Source organism: Flavobacterium potami (assembly GCF_020026915.1).
In the GTDB taxonomy this organism is placed as follows: Bacteria; Bacteroidota; Bacteroidia; order Flavobacteriales; family Flavobacteriaceae; genus Flavobacterium; species Flavobacterium potami.
The window spans coordinates 175,960-192,025 of record NZ_JAINUY010000007.1; the positions used below are offsets into that span (position 1 = coordinate 175,960).

At 34.5% G+C, this 16,066-nt stretch carries 14 protein-coding genes; 12 read left to right on the forward strand and 2 right to left on the reverse strand.

All coding sequences use genetic code 11. The annotated features are described in order from the left end of the window. Positions 1-246 precede the first annotated feature (246 nt). Positions 247-867, reverse strand: coding sequence for a ribosome biogenesis GTP-binding protein YihA/YsxC (gene yihA / locus K6T82_RS19600; RefSeq protein ID WP_223709755.1), 621 nt, complete (start codon positions 865-867; stop codon positions 247-249). A 43-nt stretch (positions 868-910) separates the two neighbouring features. Further along, positions 911-1,675, reverse strand: a complete 765-nt coding sequence (locus K6T82_RS19605) for an alpha/beta fold hydrolase (RefSeq protein WP_223709766.1) — start codon at positions 1,673-1,675, stop codon at positions 911-913. A gap of 377 nt (positions 1,676-2,052) precedes the next feature. Here K6T82_RS19605 and mraZ point away from each other — a divergent pair, with 377 nt between their 5' ends. The 12 genes from mraZ (at position 2,053) to ftsA (ending at position 16,016) form a co-directional block, all read left to right on the forward strand. After that, entirely contained in the window at positions 2,053-2,526 is a 474-nt protein-coding gene (mraZ, locus tag K6T82_RS19610) for a division/cell wall cluster transcriptional repressor MraZ (protein WP_184157698.1), read from the forward strand. Beyond that, positions 2,501-3,409 (forward strand): 16S rRNA (cytosine(1402)-N(4))-methyltransferase RsmH, encoded by a 909-nt coding sequence (gene rsmH / locus K6T82_RS19615; protein ID WP_223709769.1) that lies wholly within the window; start codon positions 2,501-2,503, stop codon positions 3,407-3,409. The genes mraZ and rsmH overlap by 26 nt, the downstream gene beginning before the upstream one ends. 21 nt (positions 3,410-3,430) lie before the next feature. Next, positions 3,431-3,778 carry an FtsL-like putative cell division protein gene (locus K6T82_RS19620; protein ID WP_223709770.1) on the forward strand — a complete coding sequence of 116 codons (348 nt, stop codon included), beginning with the start codon at positions 3,431-3,433 and terminating at the stop codon, positions 3,776-3,778. Next, entirely contained in the window at positions 3,769-5,778 is a 2,010-nt protein-coding gene (locus K6T82_RS19625) for a penicillin-binding protein (protein WP_223709772.1), read from the forward strand. The genes K6T82_RS19620 and K6T82_RS19625 overlap by 10 nt, the downstream gene beginning before the upstream one ends. Next, positions 5,775-7,238, forward strand: coding sequence for a UDP-N-acetylmuramoyl-L-alanyl-D-glutamate--2,6-diaminopimelate ligase (locus K6T82_RS19630; RefSeq protein WP_223709775.1), 1,464 nt, complete (start codon positions 5,775-5,777; stop codon positions 7,236-7,238). The genes K6T82_RS19625 and K6T82_RS19630 overlap by 4 nt, the downstream gene beginning before the upstream one ends. A gap of 76 nt (positions 7,239-7,314) precedes the next feature. Next, a complete protein-coding gene (gene mraY, locus K6T82_RS19635) occupies positions 7,315-8,547 on the forward strand; it encodes a phospho-N-acetylmuramoyl-pentapeptide-transferase (RefSeq protein WP_223709778.1) in 1,233 nt (410 codons plus the stop codon). Further along, positions 8,548-9,879, forward strand: coding sequence for a UDP-N-acetylmuramoyl-L-alanine--D-glutamate ligase (gene murD, locus K6T82_RS19640; RefSeq protein WP_223709780.1), 1,332 nt, complete (start codon positions 8,548-8,550; stop codon positions 9,877-9,879). 81 nt (positions 9,880-9,960) lie between these two features. Beyond that, a complete protein-coding gene (locus K6T82_RS19645; RefSeq protein WP_223709782.1) occupies positions 9,961-11,271 on the forward strand; it encodes an FtsW/RodA/SpoVE family cell cycle protein in 1,311 nt (436 codons plus the stop codon). Positions 11,272-11,298: 27 nt separating this feature from the next. Beyond that, positions 11,299-12,384, forward strand: a complete 1,086-nt coding sequence (gene murG, locus K6T82_RS19650; protein WP_223709784.1) for an undecaprenyldiphospho-muramoylpentapeptide beta-N-acetylglucosaminyltransferase — start codon at positions 11,299-11,301, stop codon at positions 12,382-12,384. Between the two features lie 157 nt (positions 12,385-12,541). Then, positions 12,542-13,891 (forward strand): UDP-N-acetylmuramate--L-alanine ligase, encoded by a 1,350-nt coding sequence (murC, locus tag K6T82_RS19655; RefSeq protein ID WP_223709787.1) that lies wholly within the window; start codon positions 12,542-12,544, stop codon positions 13,889-13,891. Next, positions 13,878-14,600, forward strand: coding sequence for a cell division protein FtsQ/DivIB (locus K6T82_RS19660; RefSeq protein ID WP_223709789.1), 723 nt, complete (start codon positions 13,878-13,880; stop codon positions 14,598-14,600). The genes murC and K6T82_RS19660 overlap by 14 nt, the downstream gene beginning before the upstream one ends. 6 nt (positions 14,601-14,606) lie before the next feature. Then, positions 14,607-16,016: a cell division protein FtsA gene (gene ftsA / locus K6T82_RS19665; protein ID WP_223709791.1), complete on the forward strand. Its 1,410-nt coding sequence runs from the start codon at positions 14,607-14,609 to the stop codon at positions 16,014-16,016. Positions 16,017-16,066 lie beyond the last annotated feature (50 nt).

Sequence of the window (16,066 nt, forward strand, 5' to 3'; positions counted from 1 at the left end):
CCGGAAATACAGATTCGGTAATTTTTACGGAACCATTTGTTTTGGATTTATGGTTTTTTAATTCTCTATTTTATATTTTATATCAGATTTTAATTTATAAAGAATGGAAAGCTTTAAACTTTATAAGAACAGCCAAGAAAAATCTTGAAAACAAAAAAGAAGATTGATTAATTTCCAAATAAAAAAATCCCAAATTCCAGTTGTCAAACTTGGAATTTGGGATTTTTTATTGCGTATTATTTGGAATTAAAATCCAGAATTGTTTTTAAAAACCTCCTGGTTTACTTCGTCTATATAAGATAGAAGATCTTCTTTTCCAATTGATTCTGTTGAAGAAGTTACAAAATATTGTGGCATTTCGGCCCAGTTATTAGCATACATCTGCTTTTTGTAGGCTGCTATATGAGAGTCAATTTTTGTTTTACTGATTTTGTCTGCTTTAGTAAAAATAATGCAAAACGGAATTTCGCTTTCTCCCATGTACGACATAAATTCAATGTCAATTTTTTGAGCTTCATGTCGAATGTCAATTAAGACAAAAGCACAAACCAGTTGTTCTCTGTTTTCAAAGTAATCGGTAATGAATTGTTGGAAAACAGATTTGGTCTTTTTAGAAACCTTGGCGTAGCCATAACCAGGTAAATCGACTAAAAACCAATTATTATTGATTTTGAAGTGATTTATTAATTGTGTTTTTCCGGGTCTGCTAGATGTTTTTGCTAAATTTTTATTGTTGGTAATCATGTTAATCAAAGATGATTTACCAACGTTTGATCTGCCTATAAATGCATATTCCGGCAAAAATTCAGTCGGGCATTTTGAAGCATCAGAATTACTGATAATAAATTCGGCGGTATTAATTTTCATGTCTTTTGTTTTTTAAAACCTCCTAAAAATCGAAAGGGTACTGCTATAATTTCTGCTCAGTAAGCCATTTTTCGAGAATTACATTGAATTCGTCTGGATGTTCCATCATGGCTGCGTGTCCACATTTGTCAATCCAGTACAAAGTAGAATTTGGTAATAATTTATCAAACTCTTCCGCTACATTTGGTGGTGTTACATTGTCATTTTTACCCCAAATAATACAGGTTTCTACTGTCATTTTAGGTAAATCTTTTGCCATATTGTGACGAATTGCGCTTTTTGCAATCGTCAAAGTTTTGATTAATTTGATTCGGTCATTGGCGGTTGCATAAACTTCATCAATCAATTCGGGAGTTGCAATTTTTGGGTCGTAAAATACATCTTCAGCCTTCTTTTTGATGTATTCGTAATCGCCTCTTCTTGGGTAGCTGTCTCCCATTGCGCTTTCGTAAAGTCCAGAACTTCCAGTGATTACAAGTCCGGCAACTTTTTCAGGATAAAGTTTTGTGTGATATAATGCGATATGTCCTCCAAGAGAATTTCCTAAAAGAATTACTTTGTCAAAACCTTTAAAAGTGATAAAGTCTTTAACGTATTTCGCAAAACTTTTTACGTTCGTTTTTAGAATGCTTTGTGTATAGATTGGCAAATCCGGAATAACAACTTTATATCCTTTTGTCGGGAAATATTGTGCTACACCATCAAAGTTACTAAGACCTCCCATTAGTCCATGCAGAATAACAATTGGAGTTCCTTCTCCAGCTTCAAAATAGCTGTATTTGCCTTCTTTTTTATAGTGTTTGTCCATCTAATCTAATGCCAATTTCAATTTCGACAAATATAGGGTTTAATAAACAAAAATGAATTTTTGATACTGTTTTTTAACGACAATATTTGCTTTTCTTTTATAAAAGACTAAAAATCAGTAATTAAAGTAGGTTTTGCTAAATTATCTGAATGTTAAGAAAACTGCGTAATAATCAATTTTTTAAGAAAATTAGTCTATAATTTTTTTGAATGAATAACGTATTTAAGAATCTGTTAATTAATAGTTAAAGTATTGATTGATTGCGAATTATAGAAAGTGGTAGTAAAGTGGTTAAACTTATTAACAAAGTGGTATAAAGTGGTAAAATGTGGTATTTTTTTTTATATTTTTGCTGTATAACATGTTAACTAGTTTTTTTGAACACAATTGTTGGAACATATGAGTGTAAAGTCGATGCTAAAGGAAGGCTAATGATGCCTGCGCCTTTAAAAAAGCAATTGACTGCTTCTCTTCAAAGCGGATTCGTTTTGAAGCGTTCTGTTTTTCAGCAGTGTTTAGAATTGTATCCTATGGAAGAATGGGATTTGATGATGAAAAAAATCAACAAGCTTAATCGCTTTGTAAAAAAGAACAACGATTTCATTAGAAGGTTTACTGCTGGTGTTAAAGTGGTTGAGGTTGATGCATTAGGAAGATTGCTGGTTCCAAAAGATTTGGTAACGTTTGCGAGTATTTCTAAAGATGTTGTTTTTTCATCTGCGGTTAATATTGTAGAGATCTGGGATAAGGATTTATACGAAAAATCAATAAGCGGCGAAGATATGGATTTTGCAGATTTAGCCGAAGAAGTAATGGGAAATATTAATGACGACGAAGATGGAATATCATAATCCGGTTTTGCTTCATCCAACAGTTGATGGTTTAGATATTAAACCTGATGGTGTGTATGTAGATGTTACGTTTGGAGGCGGTGGTCATTCAAAAGAGATTTTAAAAAGATTAGGACCAAACGGAAGGCTGTTTGCATTTGATCAGGACGAAGATGCGCTTGCAAATGCATTGCCAGATGAAAGGTTTACGCTGATAAATGAAAATTTTAGGTTCATAAAAAGATTTTTGCGTTTTCACGGAGTAAAAGCGGTAGATGGAATCTTGGCAGATTTAGGAGTTTCATCTCATCAGTTCGATGTTCCTGAAAGAGGATTTTCGACCAGATTCGATGCTGAACTGGATATGCGAATGAGTCAAAAAAATGATTTGAGTGCGTACAGAGTGGTAAATGAATATGATGAACAAGATTTACGTCGTGTTTTTTTAGATTATGGAGAGTTGAAAAACGCACCGGTTTTAGCAAGAACCATTGTTGAGGCGAGAAGAGGTTATCCAATTAAGACAACAGACGAACTGAAAGACATATTGAAGAAGTTTTTGCCAGAGAAAGTAAGAAATAAAGTATTGGCTCAAATTTATCAGGCAATTCGAATTGAGGTCAATCAGGAGATGGATGTTTTGAAAGAGTTTATCGAGCAGTCTTTAGAAATTTTAAAACCAGGCGGAAGATTTTCTGTAATCTCTTATCATTCTTTAGAAGATCGTTTGGTGAAAAGATTTATTAAAAACGGAATGTTCGAAGGAGAACCTGAAAGAGATTTTTACGGAAACTTTTCAGTTCCATTTAAAACAATAGGAAAATTGATTGTTCCGGACAACGAGGAAATCAAGATTAATAATAGAGCAAGAAGTGCAAAATTAAGAGTCGCAGAAAAGCTATAATATATATTAAGGTAGGAAATAATGAAAAGTGGTGTGTTTAGCATATTAAAAGCAAGGTTTCTAATTCATGAAGATGCAGTAAAAAACTGGCGATTTATTGTTTTTATAATCCTGCTGGCCATTTTGATGATTGCTAATACACAGCGATACGAACAAAAGGTTTTTGAAATCGCAAAATTAAATAATGAAACAAAAGAACTAAGGTCTGAATTTGTAGATCGACGTTCAGAATTGATGAAGTTAAAAATGGAGTCTACTATTTCGGATAAAATGTTGGAAAAACAAATTTTCCCGTCGACAGTTCCTCCAGTAAAAATAGAAGTTAAAAAAGAACAAGAAAAAAGTTTCTTTAAAAGAATATGGCAGTAGAAGATAAACATATATCCTACAGAATTTACCTCGTAGCAGTTTTCATCTTTTTGATGGCAATTGCTATTGTCGTTAAATTAACCAATATTCAATGGGTTGATGGGGAGTATTACAGAAAACTGGCAAAACAGCGTACTGTGAGAAACTTTGTTATTCCTGCCAATAAAGGAAATATTTATTCTGCTGATGGAAGTTTACTGGCAACATCAATCCCGAATTATGAAATTCGTTTTGATGCAAAAGCTCCAAAAACAGAGACGTTTGAGAAATATGTAAAACCATTATCAGATTCTCTTGCGACCGTTTTGGATAAACCAAGCAGTTATTTTCAAAAAGAATTAAGAAAAGCGCGTGAGAATAAAAATCGTTATTATTTGATTGCTAGAAAGTTGAGTTATACAGAATATGTAAAAATTAAAAACTTTCCATTATTCAAGTTAGGCGCTTTTAAAGGCGGAATTATAGTTGAACAAGAAACCGTTAGAAAACATCCAATTGGTAAAATTGCTGAAAGAACTATTGGTTACGATAAAATTGATCCGGCAACTGGAGTAGAGGTAGGAAAAGGAATTGAGTGGGCTTTTAAAAATTACCTAAACGGAAAAGATGGTAAAATTTTAAAGCAAAAAATTGCAAAAGGACAATGGAAACCTATTCGCGATGTTAACGAGGTAGACCCAGTTGATGGCTACGATGTAATATCGACAATAGATGTTTTTATTCAAGACATTGCGCATCATGCCTTATTGAAACAGTTAGAAGATTACGAAGCAGATCATGGTTGTGTGGTGGTTATGGAAACGCAAACAGGACATGTAAAAGCAATATCGAATTTAGGAAGAGCAGAAGACGGATCGTATTACGAGACAACCAATTACGCTATTGCAGAGTCTCATGAGCCAGGATCAACATTTAAATTGGTTGATTTGATGGCGATTTTAGAAGACAAAGTTGCTGATACAAGTACAGTTTATGATAGTCACAATGGAGTAGTAAAATATTATGGAAGATCGGTACGTGATTCACATAATGGCGGTTACGGAAAAGTTTCATTGGCGCGAGGATTCGAACTTTCGTCAAATACGGTAATGGTTCAAGCGGTTTATAATGCTTATAAAAGCAACCCGTCAAAATTTGTTAATCATATTAATAGCTATGGGTTAAATAAGACATTAGGATTGCACTTTAAGGGAGAAGGAAGGCCGTATATCCCTCAGCCAGGAGACAAACATTGGTCGGGAACTACACTTCCGTGGATGGCTTTTGGATATAATGTTTCGGTTACGCCAATGCAGACTTTGGCATTCTATAATTCAGTTGCAAATGATGGAGTTATGGTAAAACCACAGTTTGTTTCAGAAATTAAAGAATGGAATAAAACGATCAAGAAATTTGATGTTGAAGTTATAAACCCACAAGTTTGTTCGCCTGAAACTTTAAAAAAGGTAAAAGCGGTACTGCTTAATGTGGTTAAAAAAGGTACAGGTTCTAAATTGTATTCGAAAGATTTTTCGATGGCAGGAAAAACAGGAACGGCTCAGATGAATTATGGAGGTAAAGAAGGGAAGTCGGCATTATACTATGCGTCTTCTTTCGTAGGATATTTTCCAGCAGATCACCCAAAATATTCTTGTATTGTGGTGGTTCACAAGCCAAATACAGCCAAAAATAATTATTACGGAGCAGACGTTGCGGGGCCGGTTTTTAAAAGAATCGCTCAAAAGATTTTTACCGATGCGCCTTCAACAAATAAAATTAAACAGCTGGATTCTAAAATTCCAAAACAAGAAATCAGCTATGATAAGTTTGATAACGAATCTAATAAGAAATTAAATCAGATTCCGAATTTAAAAGGAATGCCAGGAATGGACGCAATTGCTTTACTTGAAAACCTAGGTTTGAAAGTAAAAGTAAATGGAATGGGGAAAGTGAAGAACCAATCAATTCAAGCAGGAACCAGTATTAGCAAAAACGCAACAATTGTATTAGAATTATCGTGAAAGTATTAAAAGACATATTATATAAAGTAGCTATTGAATCTGTTAAAGGTTCGACCGATGTGGCTATTCAGAAAATAGAATTTGATTCTCGTAAAGTTGAGGCAAATGATGTTTTTGTAGCAATTCGCGGTTCACTTTCAGATGGGCATGATTATATTGAAAAAGCAATTCAGTTAGGTGCAAAGGCAATTATTTGCGATACACTTCCTGAAAATACAGTTGATGGGGTAACTTATGTTCAAGTAAAAGATACCAATACCGCTTTGGCTTTTATGGCTGCTAATTATTTTGAAGATCCATCTTCAAAACTAAAATTAGTTGGTGTAACGGGTACAAATGGTAAAACAACAATTGCTTCTTTACTGTTTCAATTGTTTCAAAAAGCAGGATTTAAGGTTGGGTTATTATCAACTGTAAAAATCGTAGTAGATAAAACAGAATATCCTGCAACACATACAACACCAGATTCTCTAACAATCAATCATTATTTAAATGAGATGATTGAAGCTGGAGTTACACATTGTTTTATGGAGGTAAGTTCACACGGAATCCATCAAAAACGTACCGAAGCTTTGCATTTTGTGGGAGGAATTTTCACCAATCTTTCACATGATCATTTGGATTATCATCCAACATTTGCTGAGTATAGAGATGTTAAAAAGTCATTTTTTGATTCCCTTCCAAAATCAGCTTTTGTTTTATCAAACATTGATGATAAGAACGGTTCGGTAATGTTGCAAAATACAGTGGCTAAAAAACTGACTTACGCTTTAAAGTCTTACGCAGATTATAGAGCACAGATTTTAGAAAGCCAATTGTCTGGATTATTATTGAAAATTAACGATAATGAAGTTTGGGTAAAACTAATTGGTACTTTCAACGCCTACAATGTTTTAGCGATTTATGGAACGGCTATAGAGCTTGGAATTGACAGTCTTGAAGCATTGCGTTTATTGTCAGATTTAGAGAGTGTTTCGGGTCGTTTTCAGTATATCGTATCAGATGGAGGAATTACCGCTGTTGTAGATTACGCACATACGCCAGATGCGCTCGAGAATGTTTTAAAGACAATAAATGACATTAGTACAAAAAATGAGCAATTAATTACCGTTGTGGGTTGTGGAGGAAATCGCGATAAAACGAAACGTCCGATTATGGCAAAAATCGCTTCAGATTTAAGTGATAAAGCGGTATTGACGTCAGATAACCCGAGAAATGAAGATCCAGAAGTTATTTTGGATGAAATGGAACAGGGAGTTGAGCCTCAGAATTATAAAAAAATGCTGCGAATTACAGATAGAAAACAAGCGATTAAAACAGCTTGTCAATTGGCAGAAGCAAAAGATATCATCCTAATTGCGGGAAAAGGTCATGAAACTTATCAGGAAATAAATGGTGTTCGTCATCATTTTGATGATATGGAAACAATAAAAGAGATTTTAGAGCAACTAAACAAATAATAATAAATTTTTAAGTTCAAATGCCACCAGAATTGGAATTTGGAGTTTCAAAATCGGAATTTAAAAAATAAGAAATATGCTGTACTATTTATTCGAATATTTTGATAAAACATTGGATGTTCCTGGAACAGGAGTTTTCCAGTACATCACATTTAGATCAGCTTTGGCATTTATGCTTTCGTTGCTTTTGTCAACTATTTATGGTAAAAGAATCATTAACTTTTTGCGTCGTCAGCAAGTAGGAGAGACTGTTAGAGAACTTGGTCTTGCAGGTCAAAATGAAAAAGCAGGTACACCAACAATGGGTGGATTGATTATCATTTTTGCAACATTGCTTCCGGTTTTGTTATTTGCAAGATTGCACAACATTTATATTGTCCTTTTGATTGTAACAACATTGTGGATGGGAACAATTGGTTTTGTAGATGATTATATCAAAATATTCAAAAAAGATAAACAAGGTCTTAAAGGTATATTTAAAGTTATTGGTCAAGTTGGTTTAGGAATCATCGTTGGAGCGGTTCTTTATTTTAATCCAGCTGTTACGGTAAGAACAGATACTGGTCGTACGGATGTTTTTAGAACTGCGACAAATACTACAGTGATATTGCCTGCGCCTATTGAAGAAAAATCTACAGCAACGACAATTCCTTTCGTAAAAAACAACGAATTTGATTACGCCGAGGTATTGTCTTTTATGGGAGATGGTTATGAGAAATGGGCTTGGCTGATTTTTATTCCGGTAGTAATTTTCATTATCACGGCAGTTTCGAACGGAGCAAATTTAACAGACGGAATCGACGGTCTCGCCGCAGGAACCTCCGCAATATCCGTCCTCGCTCTCGGGATATTTACTTTCGTTTCGGGAAATATTATTTTCTCCAATTATCTAAATATCATGTATATCCCAAATTCGGGAGAAATGACGGTCTTTATATCAGCCTTTGTTGGAGCTCTGATTGGGTTTCTTTGGTATAATTCGTATCCAGCATCTGTTTTTATGGGAGATACCGGAAGTTTGACCATCGGAGGAATTATAGCAGTATTAGCCATTGCAGTTCGTAAAGAAATATTGATTGTTTTATTCTGTGGAATTTTCTTGGCAGAAAGTGCTTCGGTAATTATTCAGGTAAGTTATTTTAAATATACTAAAAAGCGTTTCGGTGAAGGTCGAAGAATTTTCCTGATGTCGCCTTTGCATCATCATTACCAGAAAAAAGGATATCATGAAAGTAAAATTGTAACTCGTTTCTGGATTGTTGCTGTAATGTTAGCCATTTTATCAATCATTACCCTAAAACTAAGATAGATGAGACTAGTAGTTCTAGGTGGAGGAGAAAGCGGAGTAGGAACCGCAATCCTCGGAAAGAAACAAGGTTATGAAGTTTTTGTTTCTGATTTCGGAAAGATAAAGGAGAGTTACAAAGAAGTTCTTATTATTAATAAAATTCCCTGGGAAGAAGAGCAGCATACAGAAGATCTGATTCTAAATGCTGATGTGGTAATGAAAAGTCCAGGAATTCCAGAGAAATCCCCAATAGTAAAAAAGCTGGTTGCGGCAGGAGTAAAAGTGATTTCGGAAATCGAATTTGCGATGCCTTATACAGAAGCAATGACCATCGGAATTACGGGAAGTAATGGTAAAACTACCACCACAATGCTGACTCATCATTTGTTGAAATATGCAGGATTGAATGTGGGATTGGGAGGTAATATCGGAAAGAGTTTTGCCTGGCAAGTAGCCGAAAACAAATATGATGTATACGTTCTTGAACTAAGTAGTTTTCAATTAGACGGAATTATAAATTATAGGCCCGATATAGCCATCATAACGAATATCAGTCCGGATCATTTAGACCGATATGAATATAAGTATGAAAATTATATCAATTCGAAATTCCGAATAACGATGAACCAAACCGAAAGCGATTATCTTATTTACGATGCAGATGATGAAGCGAGTACAGAATGGTTAAAAAACAATAAAACAAAAGCAAAATTAATTCCTTTTTCATTGACGAAATCATTCGATGAAGGGGCTTCTATAAATAACAACAAAATGGAAATTAAGATCAACCAAGAAGAGTTTACAATGGACACAGAACACATTGCGTTAGAAGGAAAACATAATATGAAAAACGCAATGGCAGCAAGCTCTGTAGCAAAATTGATGCAAATTAGAAATGCAACAATTCGCGAAAGTTTATCTAATTTCCAAGGTGTTGAACACCGTTTAGAGAAAGTATTAAAAATTCAAAACGTTCAATATATCAACGATTCAAAAGCAACAAATGTAAATGCTACTTTCTTTGCTTTAGACAGTATGAATGTTCCAACAGTTTGGATTGTTGGTGGTGTTGATAAAGGAAATGATTACAACGAATTAATGTCATTAGTACGTGAAAAAGTAAAAGCAATTATCTGTTTAGGAGTTGATAACCGTAAAATTATTGATGCTTTCGGAAACGTTGTTGATATTATGGTGGAAGTAAACAATATGAATGATGCTGTAAAAACAGCTCAAAGATTAACAGAAAAAGGTGATGCAGTTTTATTGTCTCCAGCTTGTGCAAGTTTCGATTTATTCGAAAACTACGAAGACAGAGGAAAGCAATTCAAACAAGCAGTACATAACTTGTAGAAAAAAAGTTTCAAGTTTCAGGTTTCACGTTTAGTGGCAACTTGAAACTTGAAACAAAAGAAACTTGAAACTAGAAAGCAAATGAAGGAGTTGGTAAACAAACTAAAAGGAGACAGGGTAATATGGTCATTCGTGGCTTTATTGGCGTTGTTTTCGTTTATGCCTGTTTTTAGTGCAAGTAGTAATTTGGCTTATATCGGTCACGGAACAGGAAATACTTTGGGGTATTTGCTTAAGCATCTGGCTCATATTTGTATTGGTTTCTTGATTATTTACTGGGTTCACAAAGTTCCATATCATTATTTTAGGGCAATTTCAAAAATTGCATTACCAATTGTTTGGTTCTTGTTGCTTTATACGCTGTTAAAAGGAACTGTAATTGCAGGAGCAAATGCGAGTCGTTGGATTCAGGTTCCTTTTATCGGAATCACATTTCAGACTTCGACACTGGCGTCGATTGTGTTGTTTATTTATGTGGCTAGATATTTATCAAAAACCAGAGAAGAAAATGAACCTTTTCAGAGTTCGTTAATTCAACTTTGGATTCCGGTATTTATCACATTAATGTTGATTTTACCAGCCAACTTTTCAACCACGGCGTTGATTTTTGCGATGGTTTTAATGCTCACGTTCATTGGAAAATATCCTTTAAAATATATCGGATTTATTATCGGTTCAGGAATTGCGATGCTGGCATTTTTCCTTTTGGTTGCCAAAGCTTTTCCAGATTCTAGATTCTTTAGCAGGGTTTCAACTTGGGAAAGTCGTATTACAAACTTTACCACAGATAAACCAGACGAAGACGATTATCAGATCGAAAAAGCAAAAATTGCAATTGCTTCTGGAAAATTAGGAGGTTTAGGACCAGGAAAAAGTGTTCAGAAAAACTTTTTACCACAATCTTCTTCCGATTTTATTTATGCCATTATCGTAGAAGAATACGGTTTGGTTGGCGGAGTTTCAATTGTAATTCTCTATTTATTGCTTTTATTCCGATTTGTAATCGCATCACACAAAGCACCAACTTTATTTGGAAAATTGGTTGTTGTAGGTGTCGGATTTCCGATGATATTTCAAGCTATGATTAATATGGCAGTTGCGGTTGAATTACTGCCGGTAACAGGACAAACATTGCCATTAATAAGTAGTGGGGGAAGTTCGATCTGGATGACCTGTTTAGGACTCGGAATTATCATTGGTGTAACGAAAAAAGAGGATGAAATTGCCGAAGAAAAATTAGAAAAAGAAAAACGAAAAGAAGCTTTACAGCGATTGATAGATAAAGAATTGGCAGAAGACGATGTTATTCCTCAAGAAATATATGATGAAGAGCCAGCTTATTCGATAGAAGACAATTCAAGAAATCCGATGAATGCGGTTTTAAACAAATAAAATATAAAGTTGTAATTTTTAAAAAAGATGACAAAGCATAAATTCATACTTAGCGGAGGAGGAACAGGTGGACATATCTATCCTGCGATTGCGATTGCAAATGAATTAAAATTGCAATTTCCAGATGCTGAATTTCTTTTTGTTGGTGCCAAAGATAAAATGGAAATGCAGAAAGTGCCTCAGGCAGGTTATGAAATAAAAGGTCTTTGGATTGCTGGTTTACAACGAAAATTGACATTACAAAATCTGATGTTTCCGCTTAAGCTCGCAAGCAGTTTATTGGAATCAAAAAGAATAATTAAAAAATTCAAACCAAATGTAGTAATCGGAACGGGTGGTTTTGCCAGCGGACCTTTATTACAAGCGGCAGGAGCGGCAGGAATTCCAACTGTGGTTCAAGAGCAGAATTCTTTTCCAGGAATTACAAACAAATTGTTGAGTAAAAAAGCAAATGCAATTTGTGTAGCGTATCAAAATTTGGAGCGCTTTTTCCCAAAAGAGAAAATTGTTCTAACAGGAAATCCAGTTCGTCAGGATTTGATCGATATTGAAAGTAAACGTGACGAAGCGATTGCGTTTTACGGTTTAGATCCGAATAAAAAAACATTGTTGGTTCTTGGGGGAAGTTTAGGAGCAAGAAGAATCAATCAGTTAATTGAAAAAGAATTGCAAAATTTTCTTTCCCAAGAGGTACAGGTAATCTGGCAATGCGGGAAATTATATTTTGAAGAATATAAAAAGTACAATCAGCCAAATGTAAAAGTGGTTGATTTTATTGAAAGAATGGATTTTGTTTATGCAGCTTCAGATGTGATTATTTCACGAGCAGGAGCTTCATCGGTATCAGAATTATGTATTGTTGGAAAACCAGTAATTTTTATTCCGTCGCCGAATGTTGCTGAAGATCATCAAACAAAAAATGCACAGGCGATTGTAGATGCTAAAGGCGCAATTTTATTAAAGGAATCTGAGCTTAATGAGCAATTTAGTATCGTTTTTGAAGCATTACTGAAAGATGATGGAAAACAAAAACAATTGAGTAGTAATATTAAAAAACTGGCGAGACCATATGCTACAAAGCAGATAGTAGAAGAAATAAAAAAGTTGTTATAATATAGTTTTAAACAAAAATTATACAACAGAAAATATTAGGTAGAACATTATTTTAGGCAATTTAGGCTAAAACAAATGATAGAATCGCAAGCATTTAATTGTTAAGATATTACATTGTTGTAACGCTTGATGTAGAGTCTAAAAAACAAAATTTAAGATGAATTTAAATCAAATACAAAACGTTTATTTTATTGGTATCGGAGGAATCGGAATGAGTGCTCTGGCTCGTTATTTCAAGTTTATTGGGAAAAACGTTTCAGGTTACGACAAAACGCCTTCAATGCTGACTAATGAATTGATTGAAAGTGGAATTGATATTCATTTTGAAGACAACATCAATTTAATTCCTTCTGATTATTTTGTAGAAAACACTTTAGTGATTTTTACGCCAGCTGTTCCAAAAACACATTCAGAATGGAATTATTTTATCGAAAGACATTACGAGGTTAAAAAACGTGCTGAAGTTCTAGGAATTATAAGCAAAGATACTTTTTGTTTTGCAGTTGCAGGAACACACGGAAAAACAACAACGTCTAGTATTTTGGGACATATTTTGTTTCAAAGTGGCGCTGATGTTACGGCTTTTATTGGGGGAATTGTAGAAAATTACAATTCAAATTTAATTGGAAGCGGAAAAACAGTAACAGTTGTAGAAGCAGACGAATTCGACAGATCGTTTTTGCATTTACGTCCAGATATCGCTTGTGTGACTTCTATGGATGCCGATCATTTGGATATTTATGGAACAAGTGATGCCATAGAAGATTCTTTTAGGGAATTTGCTTCAAAAGTAGAAGATAAAAATAATCTCTTCATTACCAAAGAATTGCCATTAGATGGAGTTCAATGTGCTGTAAATGAAGATGCTGTATTCAAGGCTTTTAATGTTCGCATTGAAGATGGGGCTTATGTTTTTGATGTGCAGACGCCATCAGAAATCATGAAGGATTTGCGTTTTGGATTGCCAGGAAGACACAATTTGATGAATGGATTGATGGCTATTGCGATGGCGAAAACATACGGCACCCCGACCGATTCTATTGCAAAAGCCATTGCTTCATTCAACGGAATTAGAAGACGTTTTTCATACCAAATTAAGAGTGAAAATTTAGTATATATTGATGACTACGCGCATCATCCGACAGAAATAAATGCTGTTCATCAGGCAGTTAGAGAATTGTATCCGGGCCGTAAAGTTTTGGCAATTTTCCAGCCGCATTTATTCAGTAGAACAAGAGATTTTGTTGACGGATTTGCGGCTAGTTTATCGCAGTTTGATGAAGTGTTTTTGATGGATATTTATCCTGCAAGAGAGCTTCCAATGGAAGGAGTGACTTCTGAGTGGCTTTTGGGTAAAATGACAAATACGAACAAAAAAATTGTTGCAAAAGAAGATTTATTAGGTGAAATCAAAGCCAGTGATGCGCCTATTATTGTAACAATTGGAGCTGGCGATTTAGGAGAGATGGTTCCGTCAATTAAAAAGATTTTAAATGAAAATATTTAATTGGTCAAATATTCGTTTAGTACTTATTTTCGGACTAGTTCTGTTTCTATATTCTTTCGCTCAACATCGAAATGGAGATAGAAAATTGAAGAAATCTATGGTTGTTTTTGTAGGAGAAAATACGCTTTTTGTGAAGCCAGAAACGGTTAATAAATTGTTGATAGAAAATAAAAGAGACGCTTCCAGTATTAGAAAAGATGAACTAGATTTGAATAAGATTGAGAAAACCCTCGATACACAAGAGATGATTGAAAAGTCAAATGTTTTTGTAAGTATCGATGGAGTTCTAAAAGCAGTAGTAAAACAGAAGACGCCCATAGCAAGAGTTTATGACGGCGCCACTTCTTTTTATATTGATTACGAGGGTAATAAAATGCCTTTGTCTGACAATTTCACTGCGCGAGTTCCTCTTGTTTCAGGGGCAATTAATGAAAAAAATAACGAAGATTTAGCAGCTTTATTTCGCACAATTTATGACGATGCGTTTTTGAAAAAAAACATCATTGCCATCGAGATTATGCCGAATGGAAGCTTAAAAATGTTTAATCGTAACTATGATTACTTCATAGATTTCGGAAGAACGATGAATGTTGATAAGAAATTTAGAAACTATAAAGCGTTTTTTCAAAAAGCGGTTTTAGATAGTACGTTATACAAATACAAAAAAATTGACCTTAGGTTTACGGAACAAGTAGTTTGCACTAAATAATAGAAAATGGAAAAAGATAATATTGCAGTAGGTCTAGATATTGGAACAACCAAAATCGTTGCCATGATTGGCAAGAAAAATGAGTATGGTAAGTTGGAGATTTTGGGCATTGGTAAATCCAAAAGTTTGGGTGTTGCCAGAGGAGTAGTAAACAACATTACGCAGACGATTCAATCCATTCAGCAAGCAATTGCTGAAGCAGAAAATAATTCAGGTTACAAAATTAAAGATGTAGTTGTGGGTATTGCTGGTCAGCATATCAGAAGTATTCAGCACACGGACTACATCAGCAGAAGTAATCCGGAAGAAGTAATTGGCGAAAATGATATTCAGCTTTTAATCGATCAGGTAAATAAACTGGCGATGTTGCCGGGTGAAGAAATTATCCATGTTTTGCCACAAGAATTTAAAATCGACGGACAGTCTGAAATCAAAGAGCCAATCGGAATGTATGGCGGAAGATTAGAATCTAGTTTTCACGTTGTAGTAGGGCAGGCTTCTTCAATCAGAAATGTTGGAAGATGTATTCAGAGTTCAGGAATTGAATTATCTGGTTTGACATTAGAGCCGTTGGCTTCGGCTGATGCGGTTTTGAGTCAGGAAGAAAAAGAAGCCGGTGTTGCACTTATCGATATTGGTGGAGGAACAACAGATTTAGCTATTTTCAAAGATGGTATTATTCGTCATACAGCTGTAATTCCTTTCGGAGGAAATGTAATTACAGATGACATCAAAGAAGGATGTTCTATTATTGAAAAACAAGCTGAGCTTCTTAAAATTAAATTCGGATCTGCTTGGCCAGGAGAAAATAAAGACAATGAAATTGTTTCTATTCCAGGTTTAAGAGGAAGAGAGCCAAAAGAGATTTCGCTTAAAAACTTATCTAAAATTATCCATGCGAGAGTTGTGGAAATCGTAGAACAAGTTTTTGCAGAAATTAAAGCTTACGGACACGAAGATCCTCGCAAAAAACTAATTGCTGGAATTGTATTAACAGGTGGTGGTGCGCAATTAAAGCACATCAAACAACTGGTAGAGTACATTACAGGAATGGATACAAGAATTGGATATCCAAATGAGCATTTGGCTGGAAACTCTGGAGAAGAAATCTCTAGTCCGTTATTTGCAACAGCGGTTGGATTGGTAATGAACAGTATCGAAAATAGTTCGCAAAGTGCCGTTAGATTGGAATTGGTTAACGAACAGCCAAAAGTGGTTTATAAAAACGTTCCCCCTCCAGTGCAACGATACGAAGTTGAAGAAAACTACGTTGAAAAAGTAGAGACTATCGAAGAAGAAAGAGAAGTTGTAAGTCAAAAAGCTTCAAGAGAAGAATCTACTGAAAATAAAATAAGAAGATCATTTTTTGATCGTTATGTCGACAAAATCAAAGAATTTTTAGACAACGCAGAATAATTAGAATAAAAGAAAAGGAAAATTACTTTTTGCCCCAAGTCAAGAAGTAA